At 70.3% G+C, this 15,534-nt stretch carries 16 protein-coding genes; 4 read left to right on the top strand and 12 right to left on the bottom strand.

Annotation, left to right across the window (positions count from 1 at the left end):
* Nucleotides 1–88: 88 nt before the first annotated feature.
* The 9 genes from rpoH to H7F53_RS14570 form a co-directional block, all read right to left on the bottom strand.
* Complete coding sequence (gene rpoH / locus H7F53_RS14610; protein ID WP_185680243.1) at nt 89–991, bottom strand: RNA polymerase sigma factor RpoH; 903 nt, start codon at nt 989–991, stop codon at nt 89–91.
* Between the two features lie 92 nt (nt 992–1,083).
* Nucleotides 1,084–2,073: an RluA family pseudouridine synthase gene (locus H7F53_RS14605; RefSeq protein WP_185680242.1), complete on the bottom strand. Its 990-nt coding sequence runs from the start codon at nt 2,071–2,073 to the stop codon at nt 1,084–1,086.
* A gap of 45 nt (nt 2,074–2,118) precedes the next feature.
* Nucleotides 2,119–3,351, bottom strand: a complete 1,233-nt coding sequence (locus tag H7F53_RS14600) for an adenosylmethionine--8-amino-7-oxononanoate transaminase (RefSeq protein ID WP_185680241.1) — start codon at nt 3,349–3,351, stop codon at nt 2,119–2,121.
* Nucleotides 3,348–3,977 (bottom strand): dethiobiotin synthase, encoded by a 630-nt coding sequence (gene bioD / locus H7F53_RS14595; protein WP_185680240.1) that lies wholly within the window; start codon nt 3,975–3,977, stop codon nt 3,348–3,350. Before bioD ends, H7F53_RS14600 begins: the two co-directional genes overlap by 4 nt.
* Nucleotides 3,974–4,741 carry a methyltransferase domain-containing protein gene (locus H7F53_RS14590; RefSeq protein WP_185680239.1) on the bottom strand — a complete coding sequence of 256 codons (768 nt, stop codon included), beginning with the start codon at nt 4,739–4,741 and terminating at the stop codon, nt 3,974–3,976. Before H7F53_RS14590 ends, bioD begins: the two co-directional genes overlap by 4 nt.
* A 2-nt stretch (nt 4,742–4,743) precedes the next feature.
* Nucleotides 4,744–5,367 carry an alpha/beta fold hydrolase gene (locus H7F53_RS14585; protein WP_185680238.1) on the bottom strand — a complete coding sequence of 208 codons (624 nt, stop codon included), beginning with the start codon at nt 5,365–5,367 and terminating at the stop codon, nt 4,744–4,746.
* A complete protein-coding gene (locus tag H7F53_RS14580; RefSeq protein WP_185680237.1) occupies nt 5,364–6,509 on the bottom strand; it encodes an aminotransferase class I/II-fold pyridoxal phosphate-dependent enzyme in 1,146 nt (381 codons plus the stop codon). The genes H7F53_RS14585 and H7F53_RS14580 overlap by 4 nt, the downstream gene beginning before the upstream one ends.
* A gap of 11 nt (nt 6,510–6,520) precedes the next feature.
* Complete coding sequence (gene bioB / locus H7F53_RS14575; protein WP_185680236.1) at nt 6,521–7,558, bottom strand: biotin synthase BioB; 1,038 nt, start codon at nt 7,556–7,558, stop codon at nt 6,521–6,523.
* A 120-nt stretch (nt 7,559–7,678) separates the two neighbouring features.
* Nucleotides 7,679–8,326, bottom strand: coding sequence for a TetR/AcrR family transcriptional regulator (locus H7F53_RS14570; RefSeq protein WP_185680235.1), 648 nt, complete (start codon nt 8,324–8,326; stop codon nt 7,679–7,681).
* Between the two features lie 86 nt (nt 8,327–8,412).
* Here H7F53_RS14570 and H7F53_RS14565 point away from each other — a divergent pair, with 86 nt between their 5' ends.
* From H7F53_RS14565 to H7F53_RS14555, 3 genes are read left to right on the top strand one after another with little or no spacing between them, the layout of a single operon-like run.
* A complete protein-coding gene (locus tag H7F53_RS14565) occupies nt 8,413–9,930 on the top strand; it encodes an efflux transporter outer membrane subunit (protein ID WP_185680234.1) in 1,518 nt (505 codons plus the stop codon).
* On the top strand, nt 9,923–11,071 hold the full coding sequence (locus H7F53_RS14560; protein WP_185680233.1) for an HlyD family secretion protein: 1,149 nt from the start codon (nt 9,923–9,925) through the stop codon (nt 11,069–11,071). The genes H7F53_RS14565 and H7F53_RS14560 overlap by 8 nt, the downstream gene beginning before the upstream one ends.
* Before the next feature lie 3 nt (nt 11,072–11,074).
* Complete coding sequence (locus H7F53_RS14555; protein WP_185680232.1) at nt 11,075–12,631, top strand: DHA2 family efflux MFS transporter permease subunit; 1,557 nt, start codon at nt 11,075–11,077, stop codon at nt 12,629–12,631.
* Nucleotides 12,632–12,655: 24 nt separating this feature from the next.
* Here the strand turns inward: H7F53_RS14555 and H7F53_RS14550 are convergent, their stop codons facing one another.
* Together H7F53_RS14550 and mgtE are read right to left on the bottom strand one after the other, a co-directional pair.
* Entirely contained in the window at nt 12,656–13,048 is a 393-nt protein-coding gene (locus H7F53_RS14550) for a DUF1489 family protein (RefSeq protein WP_185680231.1), read from the bottom strand.
* Nucleotide 13,049: 1 nt separating this feature from the next.
* Nucleotides 13,050–14,483 carry a magnesium transporter gene (gene mgtE, locus H7F53_RS14545; RefSeq protein WP_185680230.1) on the bottom strand — a complete coding sequence of 478 codons (1,434 nt, stop codon included), beginning with the start codon at nt 14,481–14,483 and terminating at the stop codon, nt 13,050–13,052.
* Nucleotides 14,484–14,593: 110 nt separating this feature from the next.
* On the opposite strand from mgtE, the gene H7F53_RS14540 reads away from it, so the two are divergent.
* Entirely contained in the window at nt 14,594–15,064 is a 471-nt protein-coding gene (locus tag H7F53_RS14540) for a peptidylprolyl isomerase (RefSeq protein WP_185680229.1), read from the top strand.
* A 60-nt stretch (nt 15,065–15,124) separates the two neighbouring features.
* Here H7F53_RS14540 and H7F53_RS14535 read toward each other — a convergent pair whose 3' ends face one another.
* A complete protein-coding gene (locus H7F53_RS14535) occupies nt 15,125–15,439 on the bottom strand; it encodes a PilZ domain-containing protein (RefSeq protein ID WP_185680228.1) in 315 nt (104 codons plus the stop codon).
* Nucleotides 15,440–15,534 lie beyond the last annotated feature (95 nt).

The raw sequence follows: 15,534 nt of genomic DNA, 5'->3' as shown, positions 1-15,534 counted from the left end.
GGGGAAGGGGGGATGGCCAGATCCGCCCCTCTCCCCATCAGGGGAGAGGGTTGGGACAGGGGCCGGTGCGCGGCAAAGCCGCTGCACCTCACGCCGCCGGCAGCAGGTGCCGTTCGGTGGCGATGCGATGGATCGCCTTCTGCAGCTTCTCGAAGGCGCGCACCTCGATCTGGCGCACGCGCTCGCGGCTGACGTTGTAGACCTGGCTCAGTTCCTCGAGCGTCTTGGGCTCGTCGATCAGACGCCGATCGGTCAGGATGTGGCGTTCGCGCTCGTTCAGGCTGGACATCGCCTCGGTGAGCAGCGCGTGGCGATAGGCAGCCTCCTCGGCGTCGGCCACGGTCTCGTCCTGCAGCGGCCGTTCGTCGGCCAGCATGTCCTGCCACTGGCCTTCGCTGTCCTCGCGCATGGAGACGTTCAGCGAGGCATCGCCGCCCATCATCATGCGCCGGTTCATGTTGATCACTTCCTGCTCGGACACGCCGAGATCGGTGGCGATCTTCCTCAGATCCTCCGGCTTGAGATCGGCATCCTCGTAGGCGTCGAGATTCTTCTTCATCCGGCGCAGGTTGAAGAACAGCTTCTTCTGCGCGGCGGTGGTGCCCATCTTGACCAGGCTCCACGAGCGCAGGATGAACTCCTGGATCGACGCCTTGATCCACCACATGGCATAGGTGGCCAGGCGGAAGCCGCGATCGGGCTCGAACTTCTTGACGCCCTGCATCAGGCCGATGTTGCCTTCGCTGATCAGCTCGGACACCGGCAGGCCATAGCCGCGATAGCCCATGGCGATCTTCGCGACGAGCCGCAGGTGGCTGGTCACCAGCTGCGCCGCCGCGTCGGTGTCGCCATGCTCCGAGAAGCGCTTGGCCAGCATGTACTCCTGTTCCGCGGTCAGGACCGGGAACTTGCGGATCTCGGAAAGATAGCGGTTGAGGCTCGCCTCACCGCCAAGGGCCGGGACTGCCGGAAGATTGCGTTCTTTGCTCACTTTACCAAACCGTCCTTTCGCGTCGGCGAAGGATGTTGACCCTAGCAGGCATCAACGATTTTCGCCACATCGGGGGTTGATCGAAAAACTGTTCATGCTGATCGGCCCAGTTGATCAGCGCCAAAGTCCCTGCTGATACTGCCCAACTCGCCGAGAAGTTCCCGCATGTCCTGAGGGGCAGGGCTGGCGAAGCGCAGCGCCGCGCCGGAAACGGGGTGAACGAAGCCGAGCACCGCGGCATGCAGGGCCTGCCGGGCGAAGCCAAGCTGCTGGAGCAGCGGGCGAAGGCGCGAGGGTGTCCGTCCATAGACCGGATCGCCCAATAGGGCATGGCCGATTGATGCAAGGTGAACGCGCACCTGGTGGGTTCGCCCGGTCTCGAGCCGGCAGGCGACCAGCGCCGCGCCCTCGAGCCGCTCGAGCGTGCGGTAGTGCGTGACCGCGTGCTTGCCGCGTCCATCGGCGACCAGGGCCATCTTCTTGCGATCGCTGGTCGAGCGCGCGATCGCGCCGCGCACCGTTCCCGCGGGTGGAACCGGCTGGCCGGCAGTGATCGCCAGATAGGCCCGTTCGATCGAATGGTCGGCGAACTGGCGGGCAAGGCCCTCGTGCGCGGCATCGCTCTTGGCCACCACCAACAGCCCGGACGTGTCCTTGTCGATGCGGTGGACGATCCCTGGGCGGGCGACGCCGCCGATCCCCGACAACTGCCCGCGGCAATGGTGGAGCAGGGCATTGACCAGCGTCCCGTCGAGATTGCCCGCAGCCGGGTGGACCACCAGCCCGGCCGGCTTGTCGACCACGATCAGGTCGGCGTCCTCGTGGACGATCGCCAACGGAATGTCCTGGGGCGCGGCCTCGGCCGGGACGGCGGCGGGCACGGCGATGCGATAGTGCGTGCCGGCGGCGGGCTTGAGCGAGGCCTGGGCGGCCGGCTGGCCGTCGAGGGCCACGCGGCCCTCGCCGAGCAGCGCCTTGATCCGCTCGCGCGAGAGCCCTGAGGCATCGGCCAGCGCGCGGTCGAGCCGTTGCCCGTCCGCGGTGATCACGCCTTCGAGAATGTCGTCGCTCGGTGCCCCCATGCCCAGCGATATGGGATCGCTTTGCCGGCCCGCAAGGGCCGGCGCTCAGGCGAACCCGGCGATCACCGCATAGACCTGGTCGAGCTCGTCTTCGGTGATGCAATAAGGCGGCATCACATAGACCGTGTTGCCCAGCGCCCGCAGCAGCACCCCGGCCTCGCGCGCGGCGGCGTTGAAGCGCGGCGCCAGCTGGGCCAGATAGCCCGACTGGTCGCTGGGCAGTTCGGCCGCGGCGACGGTCCCGCACAGTCGCGGATTGTGCACCCCCGGCAGGGCGGCGAGCCGTTCGGCCTGACGCGCCGCCAGCGTCGCGATCCGCTCGCGCACGGGTTCTTCGCGCCAGATCGCCAGATTGGCGCAGGCCGCGGCGCAGGCGATCGGGTTGGCGGTGTAGCTGGACGAATGGAAGAACATCCGGCTGCGGTCGGTCGACAGGTGCGCGGCGTAGATCGCCTCGCTCGCCATGGTCACGGCCAGCGGCACGGCGCCGCCGGTCAGGCCCTTGGACAGGCACAGCAGATCGGGCACGACCCCGGCCTGTTCGCAGGCCAGCAGCGTGCCGGTGCGGCCCCAGGCGGTCATCACCTCGTCGGCGATGAACAGCACGCCGTGGCGGGCGCAGATCGCCGCCAGGGCGGCCAGCACCGCCGGGGGATAGACCAGCATCCCGCCCGCGCCGAGCAGCAACGGCTCGACGATGAAGGCCGCGGCCCCGGCGCGGCACGCCGCCTCGAGCGCGTCATAGGTCGCCTGCTCGGCGCCGGCATGGGGGAAGGGCACGGTGGTGACGTCGAACAACAGCGGTTCATAGGCCCGGTTGTAGACCCCGCGCTCGCCCACCGACATGGTCCCGATCGTGTCGCCGTGGTAGGAATGCTCCAGCACCACGATGCCCTGGCGCGGCTCGCCGCGGTGGAGCCAGTAGCCCAGCGCCATCTTGAGCGCGACCTCGACCGCGGTCGAACCGGAGTCCGAGAAGAACACCCGCGTCAGTGCCGGCGGCATGATCGCGGTCAGCTCCCGGGCCAGCGTCTCGGCGGGCTCGTGGGTCCACCCGGCGAAGATCAGCTGGTCCATCCTGCCGGCCTGTTCGGCGATCGCGGCCATGATCCGGGGATGGCTGTGGCCATGGGTGGTGACCCACCATGACGAAATCGCGTCGATCCAGCTCCGTCCGTCCGCGCCGTGCAGCCACACCCCCTCGCTGCGCGCGATCAGCGGAATCGGCTCGTTCAGACCGTGCTGGGTAAAGGGATGCCAGACCGGCGAGGCCTTCATGCGAAGTCCTCCACGCGGAAGTTCGCCGCGAAGGCACTGGCCAGCGTCTCGGCGTTGAGGTCTGCCAGCAGCGGCAGACGGCCAAGGCGCCGGACCTGCCCGATGGCGCAGATGGTCGCCTCGCTGTCCTCGACCGGATCGCCGACGAAGGCGATCCCCAGCACGGTCACGCCGCGCCGGCGCAGCGCCTCGATGGTCAGGAGCGAATGGTTGATCGTGCCCAGCGCGGTGCGCGCCACAACCACCACCGGCGCGCCCCACACCGCGAACTGGTCGGCATAGAGCCAGTCGCGCGTCAGCGGCACCAGCGCGCCGCCGGCGCCTTCGACCACCAGCGGCCCCGTTCCCGCAGGCAGGGTCAGCCGGGCGGGATCGATCGTCACGCCGTCGATTTCGGCGGCGCGGTGGGGCGAACAGGGCGTGGCAAGGTGGTAGACCTCGGGGTGGACCCGCGCCGGCGCGATCCCGGCCAGCCGGGCGACGCGCAGTGCGTCCGTGCCCTCGTATTCATCCGGTCCGGCCTGCACCGGCTTCCAGTAGCGCGCGCCGAGCGCGCCGGTCAGCGCGGCGGAAAAGACGGTCTTGCCCACCCCGGTGTCGGTTCCGGTGACGACGATGGTGTTCATGGTTCGCTCCGATAGTGACAGGTGATGACTTCATAGGTCGCGCGGGCGCCATCCCGGGTGAACCGGGCCATCACCCGGCGAAGTGCGGCCGGGGGCAGCGGGCGGTGATCGCTGTGCGGGGTTCCGGCGCCGATCGCCTTGAGCCCGCGCAGGAAGGCGCCGGCATCGGCGTGCTCCGCGAGCTCGAGGGTGACCAGCGGGGGCGCGGCCTGTCGGGCGGGGAGCAGGTCTGCCAGCGCCTCCGGCTGCAGAAACGGGGGGGTACCGGGGGCCAGTCCCTCGGCGCGGTGCGCCGCGCGCCATTCGGAGAAGGTCCCGGCGCCCAGCGTGGTGAAGATCAGGTGCCCGCCCGGCGCCAGCCAGCCGAGCAGCCGTGCCACGGCCGGTTCGAGCGCGCTGAACCACTGGAAGGCGAGGCTGGCGCAGATCAGGTCGAAGGGCGCCGCGGCGGGGCGCGGCCCATGCTCGCCGTCGAGCACGGCGAAGGTGCGGCCGGCGCCGTCGCCCAGCCGATCGCGGCAGCGCGCGACCATCGCCGGGGCCAGGTCGGTCACCAGCCAGCGCCCGCCCAGCCCCTGGTCGCGCAGCGCCGCCGTGAGGAAGCCGGTGCCGCAGCCGATCTCGAGCACGCGGGGGGCGGGTGGGAGCGGCAGCGCGGCGATCCGGACGGCCAGCCCGGTGGCGACGCGGCGCTGCACCGCGGCGTGGCCGTCGTAGTCGCGGGCGGCGGCGAAGGCCGCGGCGATGCGGGCGGAACTGCGCATGCTCAGCCCAGCCGCGCAGCCAGCGCACGGATCGCGCCGGCACAGCTGAGCGCCGCCGTCAGCGGCGCAAGGTGGCCATGGTCGGGCAGGGTCAGCCGGATGGCATCGGGCCGGTCGGCGAAGGTCGCGGCCTGCAGTGCGGGCGGCACGATCGGATCGCGCGCGCCGTGGATCACCACCAGCGGCCCGGTCCAGCGCCCGCGCAGGTCATCGCCGCGCAGCCGCGCCAGGTCTTCCGCCAGCGGCACCGGCTCGGGCGCGCGGTCGGGCGGCAGCGCCCCGCAGCGGGCGCGGAAGGCAGCGACGGTTCCGGCGGGATCGACGGCGAGCCGGTCCGCCATCCGCGCCAGCACGCGCGGGGCCACCCCGTGGGGAAAGTCGGGCCGCGCGGCGAAGCAATCGAACCCGTTGATCGCCACCAGCGCGCGCGCGCCGGCAGGCGGCCGGGCCAGCGCGCGCAGGGTGCCGAAGCTGTGCGCCACCACGATGTCCGCGGCGGGGACCACGGCCGGCGCCCCGAAATAGCCGCGATCGTCAGCCAGGCAGGTGAAGTCCCGCAGCTGCGGGATCAGCTGGCTCCACAGCGCGCGGTCGCCGCTCCAGCCATGCAGGAACGCGATCCTCACGCCAGCGCCTCCAGCAGGGCATCGACATCGTCCGCGCTGTGCGTGGCGCGCAGGGCCAGGCGCAGGCGGCTGGTCCCGGCCGGAACCGTGGGCGGTCGGATCGCCGCCGCCAGCAGCCCTGCTTCCGCGAGCCGTGCGCTCAGGGCCAGCGTGGCGGCCTCGGCGCCGACAATGGCCGGCACGATCTGGGTGCTCGATCCGGCCGTGTCATAGCCGCGCGCGGCCAGTCCCGTGCGCAGGCGGTCGGCCAGCGCGGCCAGGTGGGCCCGTTCGGCCGTCATCGCCGGGACCAGGTCGAGCGCCGCGTCGATCGCCCCCAGCACTGGCGGGGGCGGGGCGGTCGAGAAGATGAATCCCGAGCAGGCGTTGACCAGATAGTCCCGCAACAGCTCCGAGCAGGCGACATAGGCGCCGAAGCTGCCGAAGGCCTTGCTGAACGTGCCCATGACCAGATCGACCCCGGCCACTCCGTGGCACAATCCGGCCCCGCCCGGGCCGAGCACGCCGGTGGCATGGGCCTCGTCGATCATCAGCACGGCATCGTGGGCCCGGGCCAGTTCGGCCAGCGCGGGCACGTCGGCGCGGTCGCCGTCCATCGAATAGACGCTCTCGGCAAAGATGAACCGGGCGGGCGCCGCGCGGCCATGCCGGGCCAACAGGTCGGCCAGGTGGGCCAGATCATTGTGCCGGAAGCGGTGCTGACGCACCCCGGCCAGCCCGGCATGCATCGAGGCATGGACCAGCCGGTCGGTGAACACCGCCGCACCCGGCGCGGCCGCGAGCAGCGCCGGGAGCACCGCGGCATTGGCCTGCCACCCCGAGGCGAACAGCAGTGCCGCCGGGGTGCCCTTGAACGCGGCGATGCGCGCCTCGATCGCGAGATGCGCGGCATTGGTCCCGGTGACCAGCCGCGAGGCCCCGGCGCCGGTGCCATAGGCATGACCCCAGTCGGCCGCGCGCTCGGCAAGGAGCGGATGGCAGGCGAGCCCGAGGTAGTCGTTGCTCGACAGGTCGATCAGGCCACGCCCGTCCTGCCCGATCCGGCCGCCGGGGGCGAGCTGGGCGGCACGCAGCGTGCGCCAGCGGCCGCGCTGGCGGATCGCGGCGAGCGCGTCCGCGAGGCGCTCGTCGAAGCTGCCCATGGCTCGCGCGGTCAGTTGCAGCCGCAGCCGGTGCCGCAGCCGCCCCCGGCGCGCAGCGGCTCGGGGCCGGACAGCGGCTTCAGGCCGAGCCGGCTGAACATCGCCGCATCGCTGTCGTCGCCGGCATTGGGCGCGGTGAGCAGCTTGTCGCCGGTGAAGATCGAATTGGCTCCGGCGAGGAAGCACAGCGCCTGGGTCGGCTCGCCCATGCTCTCGCGCCCGGCGGACAGGCGCACCATGCTGAGCGGCATGGTGATGCGGGCCACCGCGACGGTGCGGACGAACTCGATGTCGTCGATCTTCGCCAGCGGCGTGTCGGCCAGCACGGTGCCCTTGACCGGGACCAGTGCGTTGACCGGCACGCTTTCCGGGTGCTGTGGCAGCGTCGCCAGCGCATGGATGAAGCCGACGCGGTCCTCGCGCGTCTCGCCCATGCCGACGATCCCGCCGGTGCACACGTTGATCCCGGCCTTGCGCACGTGGTCGATCGTTTCCAGCCGATCCGCGAAGGTGCGGGTGGTGATGATGTCGCCATAGCGCTCGGGCGCAGTGTCGATATTGTGGTTGTAGTAGTCGAGCCCGGCCTCGGCGAGCTGCTCGGCCTGCTGCGGGGTCAGCATGCCCAGCGTCATGCAGGTTTCCAGCCCGAGCGCGCGCACGCCTTTCACGATCTCGACGATCGCGGGCATGTCGCGGTCCTTGGGGTTGCGCCAGGCCGCGCCCATGCAGAAGCGCTGGCTGCCGTTGTCCTTGGCGCGGGCGGCGTTCTGCAGCACCTCGCGGACGTCCATCAGCTTGGTGGCCTTGACCCCGGATTCGGCCGAGGCCGACTGCGAACAGTAACCGCAGTCCTCGGGGCAGCCGCCGGTCTTGATCGAGAGCAGTGTCGCCAGTTGAACTTCGCCGGCGCGGTGGTGGGCGCGGTGGACCTCGGCCGCCCGAAACACCAGTTCGGTAAAGGGCAGGGCGAACAGGTCGGCGATCTCGGCGCGGGTCCAGTCGGTCCGCGTGGCGGACGCGGCAGGGGGGAGCGTGTCGATCGTGGTCATGCGGGTCTGGTCCTGTCGTTGGCTGCGGGTGGGTCTGGGCCCAGCCGGACAGCGGCCTCCCCCTTGCCGATTTCCCCCTGACTCGCAAGCACCCGCGCGCGGGGCGCGCCGGACTGCGCGCTAGCGATAGGTGCGCAGGAAGATCGCCACGGCCTTGCGCGCCCAGTCCTCGGCCTCGTCTGGGGGGAGGCAATCGATCATGCCGACCATCAGCTTCTGGTGATGGCCAGCCAGGCACAGCGCGCTCAAGACATTTGCGGCCACATCGGGATCGTCCTGGGTGAGATCGCCGCGGGCCATGGCCTCGGCGATATAGCGCGACAGCAGCGAGTGAACCCGCTGCGGCCCGCGCTCGTAGAAGATCCGGCCCAGTTCGGGAAACCGCCCGGCCTCGCCCACCACCAGCCGGTGCAGGGCGATCGCCTCGGGGTTGGTCAGCCGCGTGAGGAACTCGGCGCAGACCGTGACCAGTGCGGTCTCGACCGGCGCATCACGGTGCAGCGCCATGCCAAGCTGCTGCCGGAAGACCTCTGTCACGCGGTCCAGCACGTCCCCGAACAGCAGATCTTTGCTGGCATAATAGGACCATAGCGTGCCCTTGGAACCGCCGAGACTGGCGGCGATGCCCGACATGGTGGTACCAGCGTAGCCGTGTTCGAGAAAATAGCGCTTGGCCACCTCGAGGATCGCGTCGCGACGCTCCTCCCGCCGGGCCTTCCGACGGGTGGGGCGGTCGCCGCAACCGGATGGGGGCTCGGGCCTTTGCATGACCGTACCATAGAGTACATTTTTTTGGTTGACTATCCCGGAATTGCGTTGCAATGCACAATCCATACTCTCTGGTACGGTTTTCTATGACGCTTTTCCGACAGGCCAAGGACTGCTCCCTCCCGCGTGGAGCGGCCTTGCTCGCGGCCGGCACGGCCGCCCTGCTGGCGGGATGCGCACCGGTGCCGCGGCTGGGGGTGGCCCCGCCGCCGCTGGCCCAGGCCGGCACAGCCGCAACGCAGAGCCTTGCCCCGACGGTCGGCGCCCCTTCGGCCTGGCCGGGCGAGGGTTGGTGGCAGGCCTATGGCGATCCCCAGCTTGACGCGCTTGTCGCTGAAGGACTGAGCGCCGCGCCCGACATCGCGCTGGCCCAGGCCCGGCTGGACCGCGCTGCTGCGCTGGCCCGCTCGGCCGGCGCTGCCCGGTTGCCGCAGGCCGAGGCCCAGGCCGGCGTGCAACAGGAAAAGCAGAGCCTCAACCTCGGGTTCCCGCCCTCGTTCAAGCCGGTGCTGCCGCAGGGCTGGAACGATGGCGGCCAGATTACCGCTTCGCTCGGCTTCGATCTTGACCTGTGGGGGCGCAACCGCGCCGCGCTGGCCGCTGCCACCTCGCAGCGTCGCGCTGCCGCGCTTGATCTCCAGCAGGCCCGCCTCCTGCTCTCGGTGGCGATCGTCTCAGCCTATGTCGACCTTGACCGACTGGTCGCAGAACGGGACATCCGCGCGGCCCAGGTCCGCAGCCTCGAGCAGACCGGCGAGATTGCCGACCAGCGCGTCGAGAACGGGTTGGAGAACATCGCCAGCACGGCCCAGGCGCGCGGCGCGGTGGCGCTGGCCCGGATCGCGCTGAGCCAGGCCGAGGAGTCCGAGGCACTGCGGCGCAGCCAGATCGCCGCGCTGGTCGGCGCCGGCCCGGATCGTGGACTGGCGCTGCGCCGGCCGGCGCTGTCCGCCGTCACGGTGCGCGGCATTCCGGCCACCGCCACGACCGAGCTGGTCGCCCGCCGTCCCGATGTCGCCGCCGCGCGCGAGCGGGTCGCCGCCGGAGCCAGCAGCATGCGCGAAGCCCGCGCCGGGTTTTTCCCCTCGCTCAGCCTCAATGCCTTGTTCGGGGTCCAGTCGCTCGGGCTTGAGCGGCTGTTCGAGGCGGATTCCACCTACGGCCGGGTCGGCCCGGCGGTGAGCCTGCCGATCTTCCGCGGCGGCGCGCTCGCAGCGCGCTATCGCGGCGCCCGGGCGGATTACGATGCCGCCGTTGCCAGCTACAACGCCACCGTGCTGGGCGCCTACCGCGAGACGGCCGATGCCGTCACGGCCACGCGGCTGGTGACCGAGCGTCTGGCCCAGGCCCGCGCCGCCGCGGCGGCGAGCGAGGAGGCCCTTGCCACGGTCACCGCGCGCTACAAGGCCGGGCTCGTGAGCTATCTCGACGTGCTGCAGGTCGATGATCGTCGGCTCGATGCGCGCCTGACGCTGGCCGCCATCGAGGCCGCCGCCCGCGGTGCCGATCTTGCCCTGGTCCGCGCGCTGGGCGGCGGGTTCAGCTCTGCCACCGCCACCGCCACCGCGCCCATGACTGCAATGAAGGACACTCCGCATGGCTGACGCCACTTTTGCTCAGGACGCGGCAGTTGATCCGGTCCAGGCCCGTCGCCAGAGCCAGCGGCGGACCTGGCTGACCCGTCTGGCGCTTCTGCTGGCAGTGGCCGGGCTGCTGTGGGCGGCCTGGTATCTGCTGATCGGCCGCAACGAGGTGTCTACCGACAATGCCTACGTCAATGCCGAGATCGCCCAGGTCACGCCGCTGATCTCGGCGCAGGTGGTCGAGGTGCGGGTGCGCGACACCCAGATGGTCCGCCGTGGCGACGTGCTGGCTGTGCTCGACACCAGCAATGCGCGCATCGCGGTGGCCCAGGCCGAGGCCGATCTGGCGGCAGCGCGGCGCCGCTTCGAGCAGGCGGCAGCGACCAGTGAGTCGCTCAGCGCCCAGGTGGCGGCAGGTGATGCCGAGGTGACCCGGGCCGAGGCCCAGCTCACCGCGGCCGAGGCCGATCTGACCAAGGCGCAGACCGATCTCAAGCGGCGTGAATCGCTGCGGGGCACCGGTGCGGTTTCGGGCGAGGAGTTGACCGCGGTGCGACGGGCCTTCGCCGCCGCCAAGGCTGCGGCCAGCAGCGCCCGTGCCGCGGTCGAGCAGGCCCGCGCCAGCCGCACCGCCGCCGCCGGCCAGCTTGCCGCGAGCGAGGCTCTGGTCGCCGGCTCCAGCATCGACACCGACCCTGCCGTCCTCGCCGCCAAGGCGCGGCTCGAGGCGGCCCAGCTGGACATCGTGCGTGCGGTGATCCGCGCCCCGATCGATGGCGTGATCACGCGGCGCCAGGTCCAGATCGGCCAGCGCGTCTCCCAGGGCGCGCCGATCATGAGCATCGTCCCGGTCAACAACCTGTATGTCGATGCCAACTTCAAGGAGCGCCAGCTGCGCCGGGTCAAGGTGGGCATGCCCGCCAAGGTGGTGGCCGACCTCTATGGCAGTGACGTGGTCTATCACGGCCGTGTGGCCGGGATCTCCGGGGGTACCGGAGCTTCGATGGCGCTGATACCGGCGCAGAATGCGACCGGCAACTGGATCAAGGTGGTCCAGCGCCTGCCGGTGCGGATCGAACTTGATCCCAAGGAGCTGGCCGCGCACCCCTTGCGGGTCGGGCTGTCGACCGAGGTCGAGATCGACCTGACCAGCGCGGACTAAGCCATGGCCGAGCCCGCTGCGCCGCACCCTGTCGAGGACTTCGTCCCGATCCTGTCGCCGCGTCAGCAGTGGCTGGCCGGCTTCGTGCTGGCGCTCAGCAACTTCATGGTCGTGCTCGACCTGACGATCGCCAACGTGTCGGTGCCGCACATTGCCGGAAACCTCGGCATCTCGCTCGATCAGGGCACCTGGATCATCACCTCCTATGCCGTGGCCGAGGCGGTCTGCGTGCCGCTGACCGGCTGGCTTGCCTCCCGGTTCGGCTCGGCCCGGGTGTTCATCATTGCGATGGGCGGGTTCGGGCTGTTCTCGCTGCTGTGCGGGATCGCGCCGACGCTGGGCGTGCTGGTGGCCGCGCGCATCGGGCAGGGCCTGTTCGGTGCCCCGCTGATGCCGATGTCACAAACGCTGATGGTGCTGGTCTTCCCGCCCGAGCGGCGCGGCAAGTTCATGGCGCTGTGGGCGATGACCACGCTGATGGGCCCGGCCCTCGGACCGATCCTGGGTGGCTGGATCTCGGACAACTGGAGCTGGCACTGGATCTTCCTGATCAACGTGCCGATCGCGCTCGGTGCGGCCATCGCCGCGGGCGTGCTGCTCGCCAAGATCCGCACGCCGATCGTCCGTGCCCCGATCGACAAGGTCGGGCTGGGGCTGCTGGTCTTCTGGATCGCCTGTCTGCAGATCGTGCTCGACACCGGGCGCGACCATGACTGGTTCGCCGATACCCGGATCGTCCTGCTGTCGCTGGCTTCGGCCGTGGGCTTCGTCGTCTTCGTGATCTGGGAGCTGACCGAGGAGCATCCCGTGGTTGATCTGCGGATCTTCCGGCATGTCGGCTTCTCGTCCAGCGTCTTCACGATGACCATCGGCTACGGCGCGTTCTTCTCGGGCAACGTCGTGATCCCGCAGTGGCTCCAGGCGGTGCAGGGCTATTCGGCACAAAATTCGGGGTTGGTTACGGCCTCGGCCGCGGTCGCTGCGCTGATTATTGCGCCGCTCGCGGCCAAGCTGAACGGCAGCGGCAAGGTCGACCTGCGGCTGCTGGTCGGTTTCGGTCTGGTGTGGATCGCCTTCACCACCCTGCTGCGCGCCACGTGGAGCACCGAGGGCACCATGCTGAGTTACACCGAGACGGTGTTCCTGCAGGGTTTCGGCATGCCGTTCTTCTTCATCTCGATCACCACGATGGTGATGAATTCGGTCGATCCCGAGGAGACCGCCTCGGGCGCCGGGCTGCAGGCCTTCCTGCGCACCATGGCGACGGCGATCTCGACCTCGCTGGTGCTGACCTACTGGAGCAACACCCAGCGCGTGGTCCACAACGAGATGGCCGACACGCTCAACCCTGCCGCGGCCGAGAGCACGCTGCGCGGGCTGGGGATCGGCACCGAGGGGATCAGCGCCTACCTCAACGGCCTGGTCGACCAGCAGGCGATCACCGTCGCGCTCGACAGCACCAGCGTGGTGGCGGCGCTTTGTCTGCTCGCCTCGGCGGCAGTGCTGTGGATCGCGCCCAAGCCCGAGATGCGGCAGGGCGGGATCCCGATGGGGCACTGAGCCCCTGGCCGGGGCGCCCTGCGGTCAGACCAGGCCGAGCCGGGCCAGCTCGCCAGCCAGATGCGAGGGCAGGGTGTCGGCCGCTTCGCCTGCGGCGAGGTCAGCCGGTGCCTCGGCGTCTTCCAGATAGCGCCAGCCCTGGTGGGCCCGGCGCGGCCGTGGGCGCACGTCGATCAGCCGCGCGGCGATGACGATGTTGGTCTTGCCCCCCGGGGCCTCCTCGAAGCCGAGGATCTCGGAGCGCGCGACCAGCTGGTGCTTGAGGATCCAGAACACCGATCCGCCGATCATCTCGGCATGGCGCTTGGGCAGGTAGCGGGTGGTCAGCCGGGCCACTTCGCCGCGCTCGGCGAACCAACCGTGCACCTCGGCCAGGGACTGGGCGCCATAGGCCACCTTGGTCATGTGCAGGGGCATGTCAGGCCAGTCCTGCCAGCACGGCCAGCCCGAGGAAGCTGAAGAAGCCCATCACGTCGGTGGCCATGGTCACGAACACCGCCGAGGACACCGCCGGATCGATCTTGAGCCGGTCCAGCACCACCGGCACGGCGATCCCGGCGCATCCCGCCATCAGATTGTTGATCACCATGGCGCTGCCGATCACCGCCCCCAGCAGCGGGTTGCCGAAGATCGTGGCCACGGCCAGTCCGATCAGCAGGCCCAGCGACAGGCCGTTGGCCAAGGCGATGCGAAACTCGCGCCAGATCATCCGCAGCGTGTTGCTCTCGGTCAGCTGGTTGGTCGCCAGCGCGCGGACCACCACGGCCAGCGTCTGTGTGCCGGCGTTGCCGCCCATGCCCGAGACGATCGGCATCAGCACGGCCAGCAGGGCGAACCTGGCGATCGCCCCCTGGAACAGCCCGACCACGCTGGAGGCGATGATCGCGGTGCCGAGGTTCACCACCAGCCAGGTCAGGCGGGTGCGGATGGTCAGGTGGATCGGCTCGTTGATGTCGCCATCGCCGGCGCCGGACAGCAGCAGCGCGTCCTCGCCGGCTTCTTCCTGGATGATGTGGACCACGTCGTCGACCGTGATCTGGCCGACCAGCCGCCCGGCCTCGTCAACCACCGCGGCCGAGATCAGCGCGTACTTCTGGAAGCGCAGCGCAACCTCTTCCTGGTCCATCGTCACCGGGATCAGGGTCTGGTCGCGCTTCATCACATCGGCGAGGGCGACCGGGCGCGGCGCGCGCAGGATCCACGAGAGCGCGCAGGAGCCGACCGGGTGGTGCCGCTGGTCGACGATGAACACTTCCCAGAACTCGGTGGCGAGCCGCATGTCCTCGCGCAGGTAGTCGATCAGCTGGCCGACCGTCATGTGCTCGGGCACCGCGATGAAATCGCGGCTCATCAGGCGGCCGGCCGATTCTTCCGGATAGGCCAGCGCGCTCTCGATCGCCGCGCGGTCCTCGGGGTCAAGCTCGGCGAGGACCGCCTGCTGGTCCGCCTCGTCGAGATCCTCGAGCATGGCGACCGCGTCGTCGGTCTCGAGCTGCTCGGCGATCTCGGCGATATCCTCGGCCGGCAGGTCCTCGACCAGCTGCTCGCGGACGTGATCGTTGAGCTCGGCGATCACGTCCGCGCTCATCAGGTCGGTGATCGCGCTCGCCAGCCGCGGGCGTTCGTCGGCATCGAGCAGCTCGAACAGGTCGGCGATGTCGGCCGGGTGGAGCGGCTCGACCAGATCGTAGACCTGGTCGCGCTCGCCCTCGTCCAGCGCGTCGCGGACGCGGCGGACGAAGTCGGATTTCAGGCGGTTCTCGTCGTCCAGCCGATCGCCGTCGCGGCGTGGCTCATCCCCCCCTTGCGGGGCCTCGGCGAGGAGGGACAGGGCGGGATCGTCGGTGGCCATCGCGGTCGGGTCTATTGCCCCGTCTCGCAATTGCAACCGGCCGTTGCGGGCAGGCGTGACTTTATGCCCGACGCGGCTATATCCGCGCCATCACAAGTGGAGTGAGCCCGATGGCCGATGAATTTCTGACCCTTACGCTCGATACCGGCAATGGCGGCGGTGGCGACGTCAAGATCAAGCTGCGCCCCGACCTGGCCCCCGGCCATGTCGCCCGGATCAAGGAGCTCGCCGGCGAGGGCTTCTATGACGGCGTCAAGTTCCACCGCGTGATCCCCGGCTTCATGGCCCAGGGCGGCTGCCCCAACGGCACCGGCATGGGCGGCTCGTCGAAGCCCGACCTGCAGGCCGAGTTCAACGCCGAGCCGCACGTTCGCGGCGTCTGCTCGATGGCCCGCACCAGCGCCCCGCACTCGGCCAACAGCCAGTTCTTCATCTGCTTCGACGATGCGACCTTCCTTGATCGCCAGTACACCGTCTGGGGCCAGGTGGTCGAAGGCATGGAGCATGTCGACGCCCTGCCCAAGGGCGAGCCGCCGCGCGAGCCGGGCAAGATCGTCAAGGCCGCCGTCAGCGAAGGCTGATCGGCCGATATTGACGCAACGGGAAAGGGGCGGCGCTGTCCGCCCCTTTTTCGTGGGCGCTCAGCCGGCGAGCAGCCCGTTGACCGGGGCTGTGTGCGAGCCCTTGTCGAACTCAACCCCGAAGGCCTTGCCCTCGGTCCAGCGGACGATGCCCCACAGCGTGGAGCCGTCGGGCAGGGCGACGCTGACCACATCGTCGGCAACCAGCGGGGCGAGCCGGGCAACCGCGCTCATCCCGGCAGCCGAGATGTCGCGCACCATGGCGTCCTGGGTCTGACCGGCCGAGCCCTCGACCTGGACCCGCACGACCACGCGCTTGCGTCTGGCGCGGAACACCGGGGTGGGGGTGAACAGGGATTTGTCGACGACGGTCATGCGGCCGGTGTGGCCGCACCGCGCCCAAGGCTTCGCGAAGGACTGCCTACGCAGAGTTGCATAGTTCGGGCCGCGCGGCTGCGCGGAGGGGGCTG

The sequence above is a fragment of the Novosphingobium piscinae genome (assembly GCF_014230355.1).
Lineage (GTDB): Bacteria > Pseudomonadota > Alphaproteobacteria > Sphingomonadales > Sphingomonadaceae > Novosphingobium > Novosphingobium piscinae.
This window is presented reverse-complemented; position numbering and strand designations above follow the sequence as displayed.